This is a genomic window from Streptomyces sp. NBC_01013, assembly GCF_045162765.1.
GTDB lineage: Bacteria > Actinomycetota > Actinomycetes > Streptomycetales > Streptomycetaceae > Streptomyces.
Map to the genome: position 1 here is coordinate 5,468,678 of NZ_CP108687.1, position 19,332 is coordinate 5,488,009.

General features: G+C 71.8%; 16 protein-coding genes. 5 read left to right on the top strand and 11 right to left on the bottom strand.

Features of this window, described 5'->3' with window-relative positions:
- Nucleotides 1-10: 10 nt before the first annotated feature.
- Nucleotides 11-1,243: a helix-turn-helix domain-containing protein gene (locus OG538_RS23820; protein ID WP_406096746.1), complete on the bottom strand. Its 1,233-nt coding sequence runs from the start codon at nucleotides 1,241-1,243 to the stop codon at nucleotides 11-13.
- 1,092 nt (nucleotides 1,244-2,335) lie between these two features.
- Between OG538_RS23820 and OG538_RS23825 the strand changes: the two genes are divergently transcribed.
- Complete coding sequence (locus tag OG538_RS23825; protein ID WP_148018802.1) at nucleotides 2,336-2,857, top strand: universal stress protein; 522 nt, start codon at nucleotides 2,336-2,338, stop codon at nucleotides 2,855-2,857.
- Between the two features lie 297 nt (nucleotides 2,858-3,154).
- On the top strand, nucleotides 3,155-3,727 hold the full coding sequence (locus OG538_RS23830; RefSeq protein ID WP_406096751.1) for an acetate uptake transporter: 573 nt from the start codon (nucleotides 3,155-3,157) through the stop codon (nucleotides 3,725-3,727).
- A 109-nt stretch (nucleotides 3,728-3,836) separates the two neighbouring features.
- On the opposite strand, the gene glmS is transcribed toward OG538_RS23830, so the two are convergent.
- Both glmS and OG538_RS23840 read right to left on the bottom strand, forming a co-directional pair.
- Nucleotides 3,837-5,666, bottom strand: coding sequence for a glutamine--fructose-6-phosphate transaminase (isomerizing) (glmS, locus tag OG538_RS23835; protein ID WP_406096753.1), 1,830 nt, complete (start codon nucleotides 5,664-5,666; stop codon nucleotides 3,837-3,839).
- A 75-nt stretch (nucleotides 5,667-5,741) separates the two neighbouring features.
- Nucleotides 5,742-6,017 carry a hypothetical protein gene (locus OG538_RS23840; protein ID WP_406096755.1) on the bottom strand — a complete coding sequence of 92 codons (276 nt, stop codon included), beginning with the start codon at nucleotides 6,015-6,017 and terminating at the stop codon, nucleotides 5,742-5,744.
- Nucleotides 6,018-6,350: 333 nt separating this feature from the next.
- On the opposite strand from OG538_RS23840, the gene OG538_RS23845 reads away from it, so the two are divergent.
- Nucleotides 6,351-8,009: a beta-N-acetylhexosaminidase gene (locus OG538_RS23845; protein WP_406100274.1), complete on the top strand. Its 1,659-nt coding sequence runs from the start codon at nucleotides 6,351-6,353 to the stop codon at nucleotides 8,007-8,009.
- Nucleotides 8,010-8,111: 102 nt separating this feature from the next.
- Here OG538_RS23845 and OG538_RS23850 read toward each other — a convergent pair whose 3' ends face one another.
- The 7 genes from OG538_RS23850 to OG538_RS23880 form a co-directional block, all read right to left on the bottom strand.
- Entirely contained in the window at nucleotides 8,112-8,975 is an 864-nt protein-coding gene (locus OG538_RS23850; protein WP_406096756.1) for a siderophore-interacting protein, read from the bottom strand.
- Nucleotides 8,976-8,977: 2 nt separating this feature from the next.
- Nucleotides 8,978-9,961, bottom strand: a complete 984-nt coding sequence (locus tag OG538_RS23855; RefSeq protein WP_406100276.1) for an ABC transporter substrate-binding protein — start codon at nucleotides 9,959-9,961, stop codon at nucleotides 8,978-8,980.
- 177 nt (nucleotides 9,962-10,138) lie between these two features.
- Entirely contained in the window at nucleotides 10,139-10,780 is a 642-nt protein-coding gene (locus tag OG538_RS23860) for a GNAT family N-acetyltransferase (RefSeq protein WP_406096758.1), read from the bottom strand.
- A gap of 92 nt (nucleotides 10,781-10,872) precedes the next feature.
- Nucleotides 10,873-12,039 carry an acyl-CoA dehydrogenase family protein gene (locus OG538_RS23865; protein WP_406096760.1) on the bottom strand — a complete coding sequence of 389 codons (1,167 nt, stop codon included), beginning with the start codon at nucleotides 12,037-12,039 and terminating at the stop codon, nucleotides 10,873-10,875.
- 24 nt (nucleotides 12,040-12,063) lie between these two features.
- Nucleotides 12,064-13,014: a hydroxymethylglutaryl-CoA lyase gene (locus OG538_RS23870; RefSeq protein ID WP_406096762.1), complete on the bottom strand. Its 951-nt coding sequence runs from the start codon at nucleotides 13,012-13,014 to the stop codon at nucleotides 12,064-12,066.
- On the bottom strand, nucleotides 13,011-15,101 hold the full coding sequence (locus tag OG538_RS23875) for a biotin carboxylase N-terminal domain-containing protein (RefSeq protein ID WP_406100278.1): 2,091 nt from the start codon (nucleotides 15,099-15,101) through the stop codon (nucleotides 13,011-13,013). Before OG538_RS23875 ends, OG538_RS23870 begins: the two co-directional genes overlap by 4 nt.
- A gap of 13 nt (nucleotides 15,102-15,114) precedes the next feature.
- Nucleotides 15,115-16,722, bottom strand: a complete 1,608-nt coding sequence (locus OG538_RS23880) for a carboxyl transferase domain-containing protein (protein ID WP_406096764.1) — start codon at nucleotides 16,720-16,722, stop codon at nucleotides 15,115-15,117.
- Nucleotides 16,723-16,855: 133 nt separating this feature from the next.
- Between OG538_RS23880 and OG538_RS23885 the strand changes: the two genes are divergently transcribed.
- Both OG538_RS23885 and OG538_RS23890 read left to right on the top strand, forming a co-directional pair.
- A complete protein-coding gene (locus OG538_RS23885; RefSeq protein ID WP_406096766.1) occupies nucleotides 16,856-17,479 on the top strand; it encodes a TetR/AcrR family transcriptional regulator in 624 nt (207 codons plus the stop codon).
- A gap of 75 nt (nucleotides 17,480-17,554) precedes the next feature.
- Nucleotides 17,555-18,334 carry a phosphatase gene (locus tag OG538_RS23890; protein WP_406096768.1) on the top strand — a complete coding sequence of 260 codons (780 nt, stop codon included), beginning with the start codon at nucleotides 17,555-17,557 and terminating at the stop codon, nucleotides 18,332-18,334.
- Here OG538_RS23890 and OG538_RS23895 read toward each other — a convergent pair.
- Complete coding sequence (locus tag OG538_RS23895; RefSeq protein ID WP_406096770.1) at nucleotides 18,304-19,308, bottom strand: helix-turn-helix transcriptional regulator; 1,005 nt, start codon at nucleotides 19,306-19,308, stop codon at nucleotides 18,304-18,306. The two genes, OG538_RS23890 and OG538_RS23895, sit on opposite strands and share 31 nt — an antisense overlap.
- Between the last annotated feature and the right edge of the window lie 24 nt (nucleotides 19,309-19,332).

Below are 19,332 nucleotides of genomic sequence, written 5' to 3' on the forward strand. Positions count from 1 at the left end.
GCGTCCCACCCTACGGGGCGCTCCGCTGTCCCGGCAGGGCCGGGCGGCCCGAGGCGTACGCCTCGGAGACCGGTTTCCCGTGCTCCCCGCGGGGCACGTCCGCCGTGGACGGACCGGCGGCCGGCTGACCCGCCGCAGCCGCCACCGGGGCGCGACGGCCCGCGGAGGTGCCCTGGGCGGGCACGGCCGGCTCGGCCGCCGTGACGACCTGCTCCGGCCCACCGCTCTGCGGACGACGGGCCCGGTAGGCGGCCCGGTAGGCGGCGGGGGAGGAGCCCAGCTGGCGCCGGAAGTGTCCGCGCAGCGCGACCGGCGAGCGGAAGCCGCAGCGGCCCGCGACCTCGTCGACCGAGTAGTCGGACGTCTCCAGCAGCCGCTGTGCCTGCAGCACCCGCTGGGTGATCAGCCACTGGAGCGGTGCGCTGCCGGTGAGCGAGCGGAACCTCCGGTCGAAGGTCCGCCTGCTCATGTAGGCGCGCGCGGCCAGCGTCTCCACGTCGAACTGCTCGTGCAGATGCTCCAGTGCCCAGGCCACGACCTCGGCGAGCGGGTCGGAGCCGATCTCCTCCGGTAAAGACCTGTCGAGATAGCGCTCCTGGCCGCCACTGCGCCGCGGCGGCACGACGAGCCGGCGGGCCAGAGCCCCGGCGGCCTCCGTGCCGTGGTCCGAGCGGACTATGTGGAGACAGAGATCGATGCCGGCCGCCGTACCGGCGGAGGTGAGCACATCGCCGTCGTCGACGAAGAGCTCGCGCGGATCGACGTGCACCGACGGGTAGCGCTTGGCCAGCGTCGGTGCGTACATCCAGTGCGTGGTGGCCGGACGGCCGTCCAGCAGCCCGGCAGCGGCCAGCACGAAGGCACCCGTGCACAGCCCCACGATGCGTGCGCCCTCCTCGTGGGCGCGGCGCAGCGCGTCCAGCGCTTCCACGGGCGGTGGTGAGGTGATCGAGCGCCAGGCGGGCACCACGACGGTGCCGGCCCTGCTGATCGCCTCCAGCCCGTAGGGCGCGGTCAGTTCGAGTCCCCCCGTGGTGCGCAGCGGTCCCTCTTCGCCGCCGCACACGAGCAACCGGTAACGCGGAACTCCCGCGTCCTGGCGGTCGATCCCGAACACCGAGAGCGGGATGGAGCTCTCGAAGATGGGGCCACCGCTGAACAACAGCACGGCGACCACCTCACGGCGTCGGCGCCCGCTCAGCTTCCGTACAGCCTCCGTTGCGGTGGCGGAGTCCTGGCTCATGACGCTAAGCCCCCCTCGGTGTTCGCGTCTTCCTGGTCCTTACGGGCCTGTCGCACCTGCACATGTCCCCTCGGTCGTGCACGAGTCCCCAGCCTTCGACACCCAAGATCGAATCTACTGCGTCCCGTGGTGCCGTCGTGACAAGTTCACCAACCGGCTTTATGTCGACAAGGCAACCTGGCGGGAAGCATTCGATCACGAAGCGTTTCACTCGTGAGTCGTGCAGGGAAGTGCGCCTGCCGTTCATGGCCCGTCCCCATGGGGTGGAAGCGTACCGCTTGGTCTCTTCCTGCCTGCTGGCAAGGGGGTTGATCGGCCAATTCGACAAGGAATCAACTGCGTCCTGAAGTTGGCTGAAAACATACGGTCGCGTGTACGGAATTCAGTCGTTCTACCGGCGCACGACCCGAGCGACGTGGTCACTTCTGTGCGCCCCCTCGGCCGGACATGAGGCCGGACATGAGGCCGGACACGAGCCGGACACGGGGCCGGGGCGGGCAGCCGGGGAGGCGGCCGGGTGGTGTCCGCGTCGACGGCCGGACGGGCGGCTGCACGGGCCGACCGACGGAGCAGTGCCCGGCAGGTCACGGTGGCGGCGGCCAGGCCGCCGTGGGCGAGGAGGGTGACGGGCGCCGGCGGACAGCCGGAAGCGCCGGGCGGACCGCATCGGTCGCCGGCTGCGCGACGGATTCCGGAGGGGTGGGCGCGGGGGGACGGGTGCGGGCGCGGGATGTTCCCCGGGGCGGCTCGGGGGGTGTTCCGGTCGGTACGGAACGCCACGCGGCCCCCGCGGCAGACGTGCTGGGGCGGGCCGCCCGGCCGGGGGCCGGGCCCCGCCCGGGCACCGCACGCGGGTGTCCGGGGCCCGCGACGTCGGTGTACTGGGCAACCGGCATTGCCATACGGGGCGGTCTCGGGCATGCTCCGTGAAACGTCGCACGCGCTTTGCGCGGGTCTGGGCAGTGGAGGAGTGGCGCCGTACCCTTGGGGGTAAGGGGTCGGGAAGATGATTCCCGGACACCGCAACACCGCCCGCTGACGCAGCTTCCCCACGTCGCTCTCCTCACGAGGACTCTCTTCGCCGAGACACCGATGGCCGGTCACGAAATCCCCGAACCCGCGGACCGCAAGCAGGTAGCCGACCCTCGGTCGGACCAGCAGGCGGCCGAAGACGCACGCCATGCGTGCGATCCCGCTTTCAGGCACGGTGTCGTCGTCGGCTTCGACGGCTCGACCTCCAGTGAGCGGGCCCTCGCGTACGCCATCGGCATGGCCCGTAGGACGGGCTCCGGCCTGATCATCGTGCACGTCGCCAACCGGCTGCCGACCACGGTCTGGGCGGGGTGCGAGCCGCCCGTCTTCGTGGACGTCCCCGATCACCGCACCGAGGTCCTCGGCCTGGAGCTCGCCTGCGCGGACTACCTCTCCGAGGTGCCGTGGGTGCTCGTCGAGCGCGGCGGGGACATCTGTCACGAGCTGGAGGAGGTCGGCCGGGAGTACTCGGCCGACGCGATCGTCGTGGGGTCCACGCACGGGATCGTCGGCCGGATCTTCGGCTCGGTGGCGGGCCGGCTGGCACGCCGGGCGCAGCGCCCGGTCGTCGTCATCCCGTAGCTCCGCCGTACCTGCGTCCGTAGCGGCCCCGGTCCCGGCATGCGCGGTACCCCTTCCGCCCGTTCCCGCGTCAGCCGGGAGCGGGCGGTCTGTTTCGGTCTGCTTCCGGTTCCGGGGTGATCCACTTCGATCGACGGCCGGTCTCGTTCCATCGAAGTTGAGCGGACGTGGCGTCAACTCGACTACGGAAACAGCGGAAAAGACGAAGCTACCGGTCCGTAGATGTGGATTGTGCGTTTGTGAAGGGTACATAAGCGTCACTGGAAACAGCACGATCGCATGTGAAGGGAGCCCGCCGTGGACAACGACGTCTCTGCGGGAAACACCAGCACCTCCACCCTCGGCCATCTCGCCCTGGGACTCACGCTGTTGGCATTCGGGATCGGTCACACCGGGGCCGTGGACGGGGTGACGGCGGCCGATGCCGTCTCGCTCGCGCTGTACGTCGGCGGTATCGCCCTGTTCGTCGCCGGACTCCTGGAGTTCCGCGGCGGTAACGGCTTCACCGGCACCGCCTTCGCGGGCCTGGGAGCCTTCTGGTTCACCTGGGGCACCGGCGCCGACGCCCGGGTGTCGGACCACGCGGCGGGGCTGTTCCTGCTGCTCTGGGCGCTGTTCGCGCTCACGCTGACACTCGGGGCGGCCGGTCGTGGCCTGCTCGGCCAGGGGACGTACGGACTGCTGTTCGTCGCGCTACTGCTGCTGGGTGTCGGGCAGTTCGCGGACAGCGGCTTCCTGGGCAGGGCGGGCGGCTGGTTCGCCGCGGCCGCCGGTCTCGCCGCCTGGTACGGAGCGACTGCCGCGTTGGCCCACTGGCCGACCTCGGTGCCCAAGCGTGCTGCCGGCCGGGGAGTGACGGCCACCGGCTGAGGCAGCTGCCCGGGGCCGGCCGAGGGCGGCGCCGGCCCGCACGGGAGAGCGGCCCCGTGCCCACGGATGAAGTGGGCGCGGGGCCGCTCTCGGCGTCCGTGGCGCGTGCCTACTCGACGGTGACGGACTTCGCCAGGTTGCGCGGCTTGTCGATGTCCCGGCCCATCGCCAGCGCGGTGTGGTAAGCGAGCAGCTGGAGCGGGATGCCCATCAGGATCGGGTCCAGCTCGTTCTCGTTCTTCGGGACGATGATCGTGTGGTCGGCCTTCTCCTGCTCCCGGTGGGCCACCGCGAGGATGCGGCCGCTGCGGGCCTTGATCTCCTCCAGTGCTGCGCGGTTCTTCTCCAGCAGGTCGTCGTCCGGGACGATCGCGACCGTGGGGAGCGCCGGCTCGATGAGCGCGAGCGGGCCGTGCTTCAGCTCCGAGGCGGGGTAGGCCTCGGCGTGGATGTACGAGATCTCCTTGAGCTTCAGGGAGGCCTCCAGCGCGACGGGGTAGCCCCGGACACGGCCGATGAACATCATCGACTGCGCACCCGCGTACTCCGCGGCCAGCTTCTTGATCTCGTCCTCCGACTCGAGGATCCGGCCGATCTGCTCCGGGAGCTTGCGCAGGCCCTCGATGATCCGCTTGCCGTCGGAGACCGACAGGTCGCGGATCCGGCCCAGGTGCAGGGCGAGCAGTGCGAAGGCGACCACGGTGTTGGTGAAGCACTTGGTGGAGACGACACAGACCTCGGGGCCCGCGTGCACGTACATGCCGCCGTCGGCCTCACGGGCGATCGCCGAGCCGACGACGTTCACCACGCCGAGGACACGGGCACCCTTGCGCTTGAGCTCCTGTACCGCGGCCAGCACGTCGTACGTCTCGCCGGACTGGGAGACGGCTACGTACAGGGTGTCGGGGTCCACGACCGGGTTGCGGTAGCGGAACTCGGACGCGGGCTCGGCGTCCGCGGGGATGCGGGCCAGCTCCTCGATGAGGCCGGCGCCGATCATGCCCGCGTGGTACGAGGTGCCGCAGCCCAGGATCTTGATGCGGCGGACCCCGCGGGCCTCGCGGGCGTCCAGGTTCAGGCCGCCCAGGTGCACGGTGGAGAAGCGGTCGTCGATGCGGCCGCGCAGCACGCGGTCCACGGCGTCGGCCTGCTCGGAGATCTCCTTGTGCATGTACGTGTCGTGGCCGCCCATGTCGTACGACTCGGCCTCCCACTCCACCGTGGTGGGCGTGGCCGTCGTGGTCGAGCCCTCGGTGGTGTACGTACGGAAGTCGTCGGCCTTGAGGGTGGCCATCTCGCCGTCGTCCAGGGTGACGATCTGGCGGGTGTGGGCGACGAGGGCGGCGACGTCCGAGGCGACGAACATCTCCTTCTCGCCGATGCCGAGCACGACGGGGGAGCCGTTGCGGGCGACGACGATGCGGTCGTTGAAGTCGGCGTGCATGACGGCGATGCCGTAGGTGCCCTCGACGGACTTCAGCGCCTCGCGGACCTTCTCCTCCAGGGTGACCGCCTGCGAGCGGGCGATCATGTGGACCAGCACCTCGGTGTCGGTCTCGGAGAGGAAGACGACGCCGTCGGCGACGAGCTTCGCGCGGAGCTCGGAGGCGTTGTCGATGATGCCGTTGTGGACGACGGCGACCTTGTTGTCGGCGTCCAGGTGGGGGTGGGCGTTCTCGTCACTCGGGGCGCCGTGGGTGGCCCAGCGGGTGTGGGCGATGCCGGTGGTGCCGGTGAAGCGCTTGGGGACCCGGGACTCCAGCTCGCGGACCCGGCCCTTGGCCTTGACCATCTTCAGCGCGGCGGGCTTGCCGGCCGCCGGCTTTCCGGTGATGACGATGCCCGCGGAGTCGTAACCCCGGTACTCCAGCCGCTGCAGACCCTCCAGCAGCAGCGGGGCCACATCACGCCTTCCGATATAACCGACGATTCCGCACATAAAGACTCTGCCCCTCCATCGACGTACAGGTTCGAACAAGTAGCTGGGTGCCCGGCCGCGAGCCGGTCCTCCGGTTCAGCCGTAGACGATGCGACGCAGCTGGCGGAGCGAGAGCTCCGGCGGCGCGACCGCCCGGTGCGGCAGCTCCGCCGAGATCCGTTCGAAGATCTCCGCGTTGACCAGGCCGCCCGACTGCAGTTCGCGGTGGCGTCGGCGGACGAAGACCTCCGTCGTCTCGTCGAAGTAGGCCAGCACGTCGAGGATCACCCGGGCCGCTTCGCCGCGCTGGAGCGCGGTGCTGCGCACCAGGTGGTCAATGAGGTCGTCGTAGGACGAGCGGCGTTCGAGCACTCGTCGATATTGCTGTGGGCGGGGCTTCCGCGCAACATTCCTGCCCGATATCGGGCAGGAATGCGGTCAAGTGTCGCCAATCCTGTCGGCCTGGACCCTTCCGGCCCGCCCGTGCCGCCGCACGCGGTCCGTGGATCGCCCCCAGCGGTCGGGGCCGGAGCGGCGGGCGGCGGGGATTCGGCCAGATGCCCGTGACGGCTCGGCCACGTTCAGGCGCGGGCAATGCGGGGAAGTGGTCTACACCTTGACCATCCGTGAGGCACGCGGTACGCATGGTGACGGTTCGAATGGTCAGGAGATCCAGGTGTGAACCAGCAGAAAGGGACCCGGCTTGTGAGACTGCACACCGCGCAGCGCAGTGCTCTTCCCCGTGCTCTACCCCGCCTCCTCGGCTCGCTGCTTCTCGTCACGGCGGCCGGAATCTCCACCGCTTGCGCCGTCCCCGCGGCGTCCGCGGCGAGCAAGGGCTCCGCCGCCTCGGCGCCCCGGCCGCTGGGCCAGGTCGTGCCCGCCCCCGCCTCGGTGAGGCCGGGCGGATCCCCGTACACCCTCACCGGCGGCACCAGGATCCGCGTCGACAGCTCGTCCGGCGAGGTCCGCTCGATCGGCGAGTACCTGGCGGGCGTGCTGCGCCCCTCCACCGGGTTCGCCCTGCCGGTCACCGGCCGGGCCGGCCCCGACGGCATCCGGCTCCGGCTCGGCTCCCACGACAGCGGGCTGGGTGCCGAGGGCTACACCCTGACCGCCGGCCGGGGCTCCGTCACCATCACCGCCCGCAAGCCCGCAGGGCTCTTCCACGGCGTCCAGACGCTGCGTCAGCTGCTGCCGGCCCGGGTGGAGAGCGGCAGCCGCCAGAAGGGGCCCTGGAAGGTCGCGGGCGGCAGCATCACCGACGCGCCGCGCTACGCCTACCGGGGCGCGATGCTCGACGTCTCGCGGCACTTCTTCTCGGTCGACGAGGTCAAGCGCTACATCGACCAGATCGCTCTGTACAAGATGAACACCTTCCACCTGCACCTCTCCGACGACCAGGGCTGGCGGATCGCCGTCGACTCCTGGCCGAAGCTGGCCACGTACGGCGGTTCCACGGAGGTCGGTGGCGGGCCCGGCGGCTACTACACCAAGAGCGAGTACCGGGAGATCGTGCGCTACGCGGCCTCCCGCTACCTGGAGGTGGTGCCGGAGATCGACATGCCCGGCCACACCAACTCCGCCCTCGCCTCGTACGCGGAGCTGAACTGCGACGGCGTCGCGCCGCCGCTCTACACCGGGACCAAGGTCGGGTTCAGCTCGCTGTGCGCGGCCAAGGACGTCACGTACCGGTTCATCGACGACGTCATCCGCGAAGTGGCCGAGCTGACCCCCGGCAGGTACATCCACATCGGCGGCGACGAGGCGCACTCCACCAGTCACGAGGACTACGCCAGGATCATGGAGCGGGCGCAGGCCGTCGTCGGGAAGTACGGCAAGACAGTGATGGGCTGGCACCAGCTCACCGGGGCCACGCCGGTCGAGGGTGCTGTGGCCCAGTACTGGGGCTACGACAAGACCAGCGCCGCGGACCGGCAGCAGGTGGCGGACGCGGCGAAGAAGGGCACCAAGCTCGTCCTGTCGCCCGCGGACCGGGTCTACCTCGACATGAAGTACAACGAGCAGACCGAACTGGGCCTGAAATGGGCCGGTCTGGTCGAGGTGCAGCGCTCGTACGACTGGGACCCGGCGACCTACCTGGCGGACACCCCGGCGGACGCGGTGCTCGGGGTCGAGGCGCCGATCTGGGCCGAGACGCTGACCGACAGCGACGACATCGACGTGATGGCGTTCCCGCGGCTGCCCGGTGCCGCGGAGCTGGGCTGGTCCCCGGCCGAGACGCACGACTGGGACACGTACAAGGTGCGCCTCGCGGCGCTCGGGCCGCGGTTCACGGCGCTGGGGATCGACTACTACCGGTCGCCCCAGGTGCCGTGGCCGGCGGAGCCGGCGGCGGGCTGAGGTGACCGGGACCGTCCGGCGGTCGGGGGTGGCCTCGATCGCCGGACGGGCTCGAACGGCTGTCCTCGGTCGACGGGCGGGCCCTGGGTGTCCCGGGCGGGCTCACCCGCCCGACGGGCCGGCTTCCGCCGCCTCGCGGAGCTGCTCCTCGCTCAGGCCGCGACGCCAGTAACCCACGAACGTCACCCGCCTGCGGTCGAAGCCGCGCTCGCGCACCAGATGCCGGCGCAGCTCCCGCACGGTGGACGCCTCGCCCGCGATCCAGACGTACGGGGTCCCTGCGGGCAGTTCCGCCGCGCGCACGGCCTCCACGGCGTCCGGAGTGCCCGTCCCGTCCCGCACCAGCCAGGTGATCCGGGCGTCGGCCGCGGTGTCGGGAGTCCGGCGGTCCCCGGTGTGCGGGACCTCCAGCCAGACCCGGGCCCGCAGGTGGCCCGGCAGCCACTCCAGGGCTGCCGTCGCGGCGGGCAGCGCCGTCTCGTCGGCCCAGATCAGCACCCAGTCGGTGTCCTCGGGCGGGCGGAAACGGACGGCCGTGTTGTCCTCGACGGCCGGCCCCAGCGCTTTGAGCACGTCGCCGGGGGAGGCCGCGGCGGCCCAGCGGCAGGCTGGGCCGCCGTCCTCGTGGAGCGCGAAATCGATGTCGATCTCGGTGGCCGGACCGTCGCCGGTGCGCCGCTGCGCGCGGACCGTGTACGAGCGCAGCACCGCCCGCACCTCGGCCGGAAGCGCACGCCAGGGGCCGAACCAGTTGCCCTCGTTATCGACCGGAACGACTGGTTCCGGCTGTCCGGGGTGCGGCAGGAACAGCGACAGGCTCTGGTCGCGGCCCCCGGAGGCGAACCCGTCGAGCCCCCGCCCGCCGAACGTGACCCGGAGCATGGAAGGCCCCAGCCGCCTGGTGCGCAGGACGGTCAGGCCGAAGATGCGGAAGGGGTCGACGTCGGGCCGGGCGGCGGTCGTCATGGTCAGGCGGTCTTCTTCGCGCTCTCGATGGCCTTCGCGAGGTCCTCCAGGATCGGCGCGCACTTGTCGTAGCTGTAGATCGGCTCGGTGGTGCGCGGGACGACCTGGCCGGCCTTGACGGCGGGCAGCTGCGCCCAGGTCGGCCTGGAGGTCAGGGCCTCGGGCTGCAGGGCCGAGGACCGGTTGTCCATCATGATGATGTCGGCGTCGTACTTGCCGACGTTCTCCCAGCTCAACTCCTCGAAGAAGCCCGCTGCGTTCACCTTCGGCTCGACGAACTTCACGCCCAGCTCCTGGAAGTACAGGGTGTCGGCAGACGTCTTGGCGAGCGACACGTAGAACAGGTCCTGGCTGGCCGAGCCGACCATCACCTTGATGTTGGGCTTGGACTTCGCGGCGGCGCGCAGCCGGGCCGCGGCCTTCTCGAAGCGGGCCTTCGCGTCCGTGACCGTCTTGGCCTTCACGTCGGCGCCGAGCGAGGCGGCGAGGTCCTCGTGACGCTGGATCGCCTTGGGGATCGTGGTCTGGGCGGCCCACAGGGCGACGCTCGGGGCGAGCTTCAGGATCTTGTCCTTGGACGCGTCCGGCACGTACCAGAGGGCGTCCTTCTCCCACATCGCGGTGACCAGGAGATCCGGGCCGAGCGCCGCGTACTTCTCGACGTTGAACTCGCCCCAGACGTTGCCGAGGATCTCGACCTTGCCGATGTCCAGGCCGCCGGCCTGCACGTCGGCCTTGCCGTCCTTGGTCTTCGTCGGGCCGAAGACGCCCTTGACCTCGATGCCGTAGTCGTGGAGCGCGGCTGCGACGCCGGTGAAGGCGACGATGTTCTTCGGGGCGGACTTGGCCTCGGCCGTCAGTCCGCGGTCGTCCTTGAAGCTCCAGGGCCCGGCGTCGGCGCTCTTGGAGCCGGTGGAACCGGAGTCCTTCGAGTCGCTGTCACCGCAGGCCGCGAGCACGGCACCCAGGCCGACGGCGCCGCCCATGGCCAGCAGGCCGCGGCGGGTGGGACGGGACACTCGGGAAGTGCGCATGACGGAGTCCGCTTTCGTACGAGCCGGAAACCGGCCGGTGACAAGTTCGAGGGAAGGTTAGCCTAACCTCATGAACTGTCGAGCCTGCCGAGACCCCCGTGCTCCGGACGCGGACGTGCGCCGGCAGGCTCATGCGCCGAACATCGCCCGGCAGCCGTCGAGCCCCTCCACCGTGACCTCGACCGAGCGGTGCTCCTCCCATCGCGCGTGCTCCAGGCGCAGCCGCTGGAGCGTCACACGGTCCTTCCGCAGCGCCGCGACCGTCAGCCCGTCAGGGAGGTAGCCGAGCCGCCGCGAGACGCCCAGCGAGCGCGGGTTGTCCGTCATCGCGGTCGAGACGGCCGCACCGGCGCCCAGGCCGGCGAAGGCGAGATGCAGGACGGCGGCCCGCATCTCGGTGCCGATGCCCCGGCCCTGGTGCGCGAGCCCCAGCCAGGAGCCGGTCCCGACCTCGCCGGTCACCGCGAAGTCCGTCGCCATCAGGTCCTGGCGCCCGACCACCCGGCCCTCGTGCAGCACCGCGAGGCTCAACGACCAGTCCCGCACCTGCCAGTTGGCGACGCTGCTCAGTACGTGCTGGAAGACCGCCCGGCCGCGCTCGGCGGGCGGGCAGTCGGTCCAGGGGACGGTGAAGGGCATGGTGTCGGCCGAGTGCACACCGTCGGCGGCGACGGAGGCCAGCTCGTCCAGCAACTCCAGCTCCGGAAGGCGCAGTTCCAGACGGGGCGTGCGGATGCGGAGCCCGTACAGGGGCCAGTGCCGAGGTTTCATGGACAGACTCTGCCGGGCCGGGGAGGCCGCTGTCGAACGGATTGCGGGGGCGGGGCGCAGGTCACGGCCCGCGCCCCGCCCCCGCCCCGCGGTCAGGCCGGCATCCCCAGCTCCCGGGCGATCAGCATCCGCTGCACCTCGCTCGTGCCCTCGCCGATCTCCAGGATCTTGGAGTCGCGCCACATCCGGGCCACCGGGTACTCGTTCATGAAGCCGTAGCCACCATGGATCTGGGTCGCCTCGCGGGCGTTGTCCACCGCCACGGTCGAGGAGTACAGCTTCGCGATCGCCGCCTCCTTCTTGAACGGTTCGCCCGCCAGCAGCCGTGACGCCGCGTCCCGCCAGCCGATCCGGGCCATGTGCGCCCGCATCTCCATGTCCGCGATCTTGAACTGGATCGCCTGGTTGGAGCCGATCGGCTTCCCGAACGCGTGCCGCTCGGCGGCGTACTTCACCGACTCGTCCACACAGCCCTGCGCGAGGCCCGTCGAGAGAGCCGAGATGGCGATCCGGCCCTCGTCGAGGATCCGCAGGAACTGCGCGTAACCCCGGCCCTCCTCGCCCAGCAGGTTCTCCAGCGGGACGCGCACGTCGGTGAAGGACAGCTCCCGGGTGTCCGAGGCGTTCCAGCCGACCTTGGAGTACGGGGCGGCGACCGTGAACCCGGGGGTGCCGGACGGCACGATGATCGACGAGATGCGCGGGGCGCCGTTCTCCTTGCGGCCGGTCACCGCGGTGACCGTCACCAACTCGGTGATGTCCGTACCGGAGTTGGTGATGAAGCACTTGGAGCCGTTGATCACCCACTCGCCCGTCGCCTCGTCGCGCACCGCCGTCGTGCGGGTGCCGCCGGCGTCCGAGCCGCCGTCCGGTTCCGTCAGGCCGAAGGCGCCGAGCGCCTCGCCGGAGCAGAGCTTCGGCAGCCATTGCCGCTTCTGCTCCTCGGTGCCGAAGCGGAACACCGGCATCGCGCCGAGCGAGACCCCGGCCTCCAGGGTGATCGCCACCGAGGAGTCGACCCGGGCCAGCTCCTCCAGGGCGATGCCGAGGGCGAGATAGTCCCCGCCCATCCCGCCGTACTCCTCCGGGAAGGGCAGCCCGAACAGGCCCATCCGTCCCATCTCCCGCACGATCTCGTACGGGAACTCATGGCGCTCGTAGAAGTCGCCGATCTTCGGCGCGACCACGTCGTGGGCGAACTCCTCGACGGTGCGGCGCAGTTCCTCGTGCTCGGCGGTCAGCCGGTGGTCCAGGGACATGGGGTGGTCACTCCTTGTGGGCGTTCACTGCGCCGCGAGTGCGCGGACGGTACGGGACGGGCTGGGTCGGCCCAGATGTCCGGCGAGCCACACGCTCGTGGCGGTGAGCTCGTCGAGGTCGACCCCGGTTTCGATGCCGAGGCCGTCGAGCATCCACACGAGATCCTCGGTGGCGAGATTGCCGGTCGCGCTCTTCGCGTACGGGCAGCCGCCGAGGCCCCCCGCGGAGGCGTCCACGGTGGACACACCGTGCTGGAGCGCGGCAAGGGTGTTGGAGAGGGCCTGCCCGTACGTGTCGTGGAAGTGCACGCCGATCGTGTCGGTGCGCACACCCGCCTCGTTCAGCCCGGACAGCAGGGTCTGCACGTGGCCGGGGGTCGCGACCCCGATGGTGTCGCCGAGCGAGAGCTCGTCGCAGCCGAGGTCCATCAGCGCCTTGGCGACCCGGACGACCTGGTGAACCGGGACGGGGCCCTCCCACGGGTCGCCGAAGCACATCGACAGGTAGCCGCGCACATGTACCTTGTCCGCCTTGGCGCGGGCCACGACGGGCTCGAACATGGCGAGCGACTCGTCGATCGTGCGGTTGAGGTTGCGGGCCGCGAACGTCTCCGTCGCGGAGCCGAAGACGGCGATCCGGCGTGCCCCGAGAGCCAGCGCCCGGTCCAGCCCCCGCTCGTTCGGCACGAGGACCGGCAGCGCCACGTCTCCCACGTCCCCTACGTCGCCGAGCATCGGGAACAGCTGCTCAGCGTCCGCCAGTTGGGGAACCCACTTGGGGTGGACGAAGCTCGTCGCCTCGATCGTGGTCAGGCCGGCGACCGCGAGCCGGCGGATGAACTCCGCCTTCACCTCGGTCGGCACGACCGTCTTCTCGTTCTGCAGCCCGTCGCGGGCGCCGACCTCGTGGATACGGACCCGGGCGGGCAGATCCGCCGCGGTCACGGTCATGGGCAGGATGCGCTCGCTCGTCATGCCTGCTCCCCGGTGGTGGCGGTCGCCGGTACGACCACGGCCAGTACCTGGTCCATGGCCACCGTGGTCCCGGCGGTGACATCGAGTTCGGTCACGGTGCCGGCGTGCGGGGCGGAGATGACGTGCTCCATCTTCATCGCCTCCACCACCAGCAGGCTCTGCCCGGCCGCGACCTCGTCCCCGACGGCCACCTTCACCACGGTGACGGTGCCGGGCATGGGCGCGGCGAGCGTGTCCGCCCCGGAGCGGGCGGCGCCGGTCAACGACGCCTCCACCGGGTCGTGGTCCCGGACGTGCCAGGTGTCGCCGTCCCGGCCGAGCCAGTAGCCCTCCGGAGATGCGGCGTACGCGAACGCGTGCGTGACACCGGCGAGTTCGAGGGTGATGCGGCCCCCGTCGACGGACAGGGCCCTGGCCGTCTCGGCACTCCCGGGCAGCGGGCCCAGCGGACCGCAGGTGCCCGATTCGGGGACCGGTGGCTGCGCGCCCTCCCCGACGTGGCCGAACGTCAGCTCGGCGCCCCCGCCGCGCGGCCGCAGGCCCACCTGGACCGGGTCGTGGCCGGGGATCCGGAAGTGCCGCACCGTACGCGCCGGGGTGCCGCCGAGCCGCCAGCCGTCACCGGCCGAGAACGGGTCGGCCCAGCCCCCGGTGGCACCGGTGCGGCTCACGGCGGGTGCGTGCCGGCGCAGCAGCGCCGCGGCCGCGTACACCTCCTCCGGCACACCGTCCGGGATCAGGGCGTCCACCTCGCGCTCCACCAGCCCGGTGTCCAGGTCGCCCGCCACCACGGCCGGGTGGCCGAGCAGCCGGCGCAGGAAGCCCGCGTTGGTCGGGACACCGAGGACCACCGTGTCCGCGAGTGCTGCCCGCAGCCGGCGCAGCGCCGTGGCCCGGTCGGGGCCGTACGCGATCACCTTCGACAGCATCGGGTCGTACAGGCTGCCGACCTCGCCGCCCTCGGCGAGCCCCGAGTCCGTCCGCACTCCGCCGCCCTGCGGCTCGTTCAGCGCCAGCACCGTGCCGCCCGCGGGAAGGAAGCCGCGGGCAGGGTCCTCGGCGCAGATCCGGGCCTCGACGGCGTGCCCGGTGAGCGTGATGTCGTCCTGGGTGCAGGGGAGCTGCTCGCCGGACGCGACGCGCAGCTGCCACTCCACCAGATCGAGGCCGGTGATCAGCTCGGTCACCGGGTGCTCGACCTGGAGGCGGGTGTTCATCTCCATGAAGTAGTACGAGGCGGGGTCGTTGCCCGGGACGATGAACTCCACCGTCCCCGCGCCCACGTACCCGCAGGAGCGGGCGGCCTGCACGGCCGCCTCGCCCATCGACGCCCGGGTCTTCTCGTCGAGCAGGACCGAGGGCGCCTCCTCGATGATCTTCTGGTGGCGGCGCTGGAGCGAGCACTCGCGCTCGCCCAGGTGCACCACGTTGCCGTGGCCGTCCGCCAGCACCTGGATCTCGATGTGGCGCGGGCGGTCGATCCACCGCTCCACCAGCAGGGTGTCGTCACCGAACGAGGCGCGTGCCTCGCGCCGGGCGGCGGCGATCTCGTCCGCGAGCAGTGCTGCGTCGCGGACCAGCCGCATGCCCTTGCCGCCCCCGCCCGCGGAGGGCTTCAGCAGTACCGGCATGCCGATCTCGTGTGCCGCGTCCGCCAGTTGGCCGTCGGTCAGCTCGCTGCCCGTGGAGCCGGGCACCACCGGGACGCCGGCCGTCGAGACCGTCTCCTTCGCCCGGATCTTGTCGCCCATCAGCGAGATGGCGGCGGCGGGCGGCCCGATGAAGGCCAGCCCCGCCTCCGCGCAGGCCCGGGCGAAGCCCGCGTTCTCGGCGAGGAAGCCGTAGCCGGGGTGGACGGCCTGGGCGCCCGTGCGACGGGCGGCCTCCAGCAGCCGGTCCGCGCTCAGATAGCTCTCGGCGGCCGGTGCGGGACCGATCCGTACCGCGGTATCGGCCTCCCGTACATGCCGGGCGTCCGCGTCCGCGTCGCTGAAGACGGCGACGGAGCGCACCCCCAGCTCGCGCAGGGTCCGGATGACCCGGACCGCGATCTCGCCGCGGTTGGCGACGAGAACCGTGTCGAACATCGTCATCTGTTCCTCACATCCGGAAGACGCCGAAGCCGGCATCGCCCAAGGGGGCGTTGGCGCACGCGGTCAGGGCCAGCCCCAGCACCTGCCGGGTCTCCATCGGGTCGATCACGCCGTCGTCCCAGAGCCGGGCGGTGGCGTAGTACGCGTTGCCCTGGGTCTCGTACTGCTCGCGGATCGGAGCCTTGAACGACTCCTCGTCCTCGGCGCTCCAGTCGTCGCCCAGCTGGTCGCGCTTGACCGTGGCGAGGACGGACGCGGCCTGCTCGCCGCCCATGACGGAGATCTTCGCGTTGGGCCACATCCACAGGAAGCGGGGGCTGTAGGCCCGGCCGCACATGGAGTAGTTGCCCGCCCCGTAGGAGCCGCCGACCACCACGGTCAGCTTCGGCACGCGGGTGCAGGCGACGGCGGTGACCATCTTGGCGCCGTGCTTGGCGATGCCGCCGGCCTCGTAGTCGCGGCCGACCATGAAGCCGGAGATGTTCTGCAGGAAGACCAGCGGGATGCCGCGCTGGTCGCACAGCTCGATGAAGTGCGCGCCCTTCTGGGCGGACTCGGAGAACAGGATGCCGTTGTTCGCGACGATGCCGACGGGATGGCCGTGGATGTGCGCGAAGCCGGTGATCAGCGTCGTCCCGTACTCCGCCTTGAACTCGGCGAAGCGCGAGCCGTCGACGACGCGGGCGATCACCTCCCGTACGTCGTACGGGGTCCGGGAGTCGACCGGGACCGCCCCGTACAGACCGGCGGGATCCACCTTCGGCTCGTCCACCTGCTGCACGGACCACGGCAGCGCGCCCCGGTCCGGCAGGGTCGCCACGATGTTCCGCACGATCCGCAGTGCGTGCGCGTCGTCCTCCGCGAGGTGGTCGGTCACCCCCGACGTCCGGGAGTGGACCTCGCCGCCGCCCAGCTCCTCGGCGGTGACGACCTCGCCGGTCGCGGCCTTCACGAGCGGCGGCCCGCCCAGGAAGATCGTCCCCTGGTTCCGGACGATCACAGCCTCGTCGCTCATCGCGGGGACGTACGCCCCACCGGCCGTGCAGGACCCCAGCACCGCCGCGATCTGCGGGATACCGGCTCCGGACATCCGGGCCTGGTTGTAGAAGATCCGCCCGAAGTGCTCGCGGTCCGGGAACACCTCGTCCTGCATCGGCAGGAAGGCGCCGCCCGAGTCCACCAGGTACAGGCACGGCAGCCGGTTCTCCAGCGCCACCTCCTGCGCCCGCAGGTGCTTCTTCACGGTCATCGGGTAGTACGTGCCGCCCTTGACGGTCGCGTCATTGGCGACGATCACGCACTCCCGGCCGCTGACCCGGCCGATCCCGGCGATCACCCCGGCGGCCGGCGCGGCGCCCCCGTACAGCCCCTCGGCCGCCAGCGGGGCCAGCTCCAGGAAGGGCGAGCCCGGATCGAGCAGGGTGTCGACCCGCTCCCGGGGCAGCAGCTTGCCGCGCGCCACATGCCGGGCGCGGGACTTCTCACCCCCGCCGAGCCTGGCCGTCGCGAGCCGCTTGCGCAGCTCGTCGGTGAGCGCGTGATGCGCCGCCTCGTTGGCCTGCCAGGCCTCCGAGGCGGGATCGGCCGCGCTCGCCAGCACCGGTGCCTGCTGCATCCTGTCGAGCCCCCTTGCCCGTACCGCAGTGTGACGACCTCACCCACGACGGTGAGCGGGAGAGGTTGTTAGTGAGCGTTAACGTCGTTCATAGGTTAACGACCGCTAACGCGCCTGTCTAGAATGACTGCTCATGAGCACCCATGCCGCCGCCCGCGTCGCGGCCCCCACCCGCCGCGAGCAGATCCTCAAGGAGGCCGCCCGCCTCTTTGCCGAGCGCGGCTTCCACGGCGTCGGCGTCGACGAGATAGGCGCCGCCGTCGGCATCAGCGGCCCCGGCCTCTACCGGCACTTCCCCGGCAAGGACGCGATGCTCGCCGAGCTGCTCGTCGGCATCAGCGAACGGCTGCTGGCAGGCGGACAGCTGCGGGTCTCCGAGGACGCCTCCGGAGACAGCTCCCCCGAGGCGCTCCTGGACGCGCTCATCGAGGGCCACATCGACTTCGCCCTCGACGACCGCCCCCTGATCACCCTGCACGACCGCGAGCTGGACCGCCTGCGGGACACCGACCGCAAGCGGGTGCGCCGGCTCCAGCGCGAGTACGTCGAGGTGTGGGTCGCCGTCGTCCGCGACCTCCACCCGGCCCTCCCCGAGCACGAGGCCCGGGCCACCGTCCACGCCGTCTTCGGCCTCCTGAACTCCACCCCGCACCTGGGCCGCCCCGGAGCGCTGCCCGGCCGCACGGACACGGCGGCGCTGCTGCACCGGCTGGCGCGGGGGGCCTTCGCGGCCGCGGGCGAGCGGAAACCCGTCTGACCGGCGCCGCACCCAGGGGCGCCCACCCCTCAATACGGGCGGCACGCTGCGCACACCCCACGGCACAATGGGTTCATGCCGATACCCAGCCGTGCCGCCCTCGTCGACCACCTAGTCCGTACGCGCATAGCGGGAGACGTCGCGACCCCGCGCGACAACAACCTCTCCCACTACCGCAAGCTCGCCAACGGCGACCGCCACTTCTGGCTGGGACTCGAGCTCGGCGACCGGTGGCGCGACGAGCAGGACGTCCTGGCGGTCATGGCGGAGAGGTGCGGTGTCAGCGACGACCCCCAGCACCGGTTCGGCCAGGACACCATCGACCCCGAGCTCACCGTGGCCGCCCTGGACCGGGCCGCGGCCCGGCTCCGGAAGGCGGCCGACGCGGCCGAGCGGGTGCTCTTCGCCACCGGCCACCCGGGCGGGCTCCTGGACGTCCACCGGCAGACGGCGGCCGCCCTGAGGGCGGCCGGCTGCGAGATCATGACGATCCCGTCCGGGCTCATGGCCGACGAGGGCATGGTCTTCCAGTTCGCCGATGTCGCCGTTCAGGAGCGCGGCGCGACCCTCTGGCACACCCACTCCCCGGCCCCGATGGCGGCGATCCTGGACGGCCTGGAGCGGGAGGGGCGCCCCATGCCGGATCTGGTGGTCGCCGACCACGGCTGGGCCGGCTGTGCGGCACAGCGCGGACTGGACGCCATCGGATACGCGGACTGCAACGACCCGGCCCTGTTCCTGGGGGAGGCCGAGGGCACCCTCCAGGTGGCCGTCCCGCTGGACGACCACGTGCTGGACCCGCGGTTCTACGACCCGATGACCGCCTACCTGCTGGACGCGGCCGGACTGCTCTGAGCGGGCGGGGGCGGTGCGGGGGTGGCGCGGGCGTACCGCGCGGCGAGATCGCGCAGGTGCGCGACCAGCTCGGCGGGCTCCGTCACGGTGAAGTCGTGGCCGAGCATCCCGAGATGGACGGCGAGGCCGTCCAGCGAGTCCGCCCCCGTGGCCAGCACGCAGGTGTGCTCGTCGACGGCCTCCACCACGCCCACCGCCGGGTTGATCCGCTCCAGCACGGCTGCCGCGGGCGCGTGCACCGTGACCCGCGCCCGGTGGCGCCAGGCCGCCGCCGACGCCTTGCCCGCCACATAGACGGCGGCGTCCCCCTCCGGGTCCTCGCGCGGCGCGAAGCGCGGGCCCGACGGCGTGCGCGGCGTGATCCGGTCCACCCGGAACATCCGCCAGTCCTCACGGTCCACGTCCCACGCGACGAGATACCAGCGGCGCCCCCAGTTGACGACGCGCTGGGGTTCCACCAGCCGGCGGCTCGGCGTCCCCGCGTGGTCCCGGTAGTCCAGCCGGAGGCGTTCGCGGTCCCTGCAGGCCGATGCCAGCGTCATCAGGAGCTCGGTGTCGATGCCCGGGTCCGCCCGGTCGGCGGGCACGGGCACGGTGTACTGCTGCAGCGCCCGTACCCGCCGGCGCAGCCGCGACGGCAGTACCTGCTCCAGTTTGGCCAGCGCCTGGAGCGAGGTCTCCTCCATGCCCGGCATCGCGCTCCGCGCGACCGTGCGCACGGCGATCGTCACCGCGACCGCCTCGTCGTCCTCCAGCAGCAGCGGCGGCATCGCCGTCCCGGCGGCCAGCCGGTAGCCGCCGGCCGATCCCCGGGTGGCGTCCACCGGGTAGCCGAGCGTGCGCAGCCGCTCGATGTCGTTGCGCACGGTGCGGCCGCTCACCCCCAGCCGCTCGGCGAGTTCGGTGCCCGGCCACTCGCGCGGCGACTGGAGCAGGGACAGCAGTCTGAGCAGGCGTGCGGAGGTTTCCAGCATGGTCCGGACACTGCTCCCTCATTA

What these genes read in the sequence shown, in the direction of transcription:
- OG538_RS23880 (WP_406096764.1), bottom strand. Translation starts at nt 16,722, where the DNA reads ATGCAGCAGGCACCGGTGCTGGCGAGCGCGGCCGATCCCGCCTCGGAG.
- OG538_RS23820 (WP_406096746.1), bottom strand. Translation starts at nt 1,243, where the DNA reads ATGAGCCAGGACTCCGCCACCGCAACGGAGGCTGTACGGAAGCTGAGC.
- OG538_RS23875 (WP_406100278.1), bottom strand. Translation starts at nt 15,101, where the DNA reads ATGTTCGACACGGTTCTCGTCGCCAACCGCGGCGAGATCGCGGTCCGG.
- OG538_RS23855 (WP_406100276.1), bottom strand. Translation starts at nt 9,961, where the DNA reads ATGGGCGGCGCCGTCGGCCTGGGTGCCGTGCTCGCGGCCTGCGGTGAC.
- OG538_RS23885 (WP_406096766.1), top strand. Translation starts at nt 16,856, where the DNA reads ATGAGCACCCATGCCGCCGCCCGCGTCGCGGCCCCCACCCGCCGCGAG.
- OG538_RS23870 (WP_406096762.1), bottom strand. Translation starts at nt 13,014, where the DNA reads ATGACGAGCGAGCGCATCCTGCCCATGACCGTGACCGCGGCGGATCTG.
- OG538_RS23890 (WP_406096768.1), top strand. Translation starts at nt 17,555, where the DNA reads ATGCCGATACCCAGCCGTGCCGCCCTCGTCGACCACCTAGTCCGTACG.
- glmS (WP_406096753.1), bottom strand. Translation starts at nt 5,666, where the DNA reads ATGTGCGGAATCGTCGGTTATATCGGAAGGCGTGATGTGGCCCCGCTG.
- OG538_RS23825 (WP_148018802.1), top strand. Translation starts at nt 2,336, where the DNA reads ATGGCCGGTCACGAAATCCCCGAACCCGCGGACCGCAAGCAGGTAGCC.
- OG538_RS23865 (WP_406096760.1), bottom strand. Translation starts at nt 12,039, where the DNA reads ATGTCCCTGGACCACCGGCTGACCGCCGAGCACGAGGAACTGCGCCGC.
- OG538_RS23860 (WP_406096758.1), bottom strand. Translation starts at nt 10,780, where the DNA reads ATGAAACCTCGGCACTGGCCCCTGTACGGGCTCCGCATCCGCACGCCC.
- OG538_RS23895 (WP_406096770.1), bottom strand. Translation starts at nt 19,308, where the DNA reads ATGCTGGAAACCTCCGCACGCCTGCTCAGACTGCTGTCCCTGCTCCAG.
- OG538_RS23850 (WP_406096756.1), bottom strand. Translation starts at nt 8,975, where the DNA reads ATGACGACCGCCGCCCGGCCCGACGTCGACCCCTTCCGCATCTTCGGC.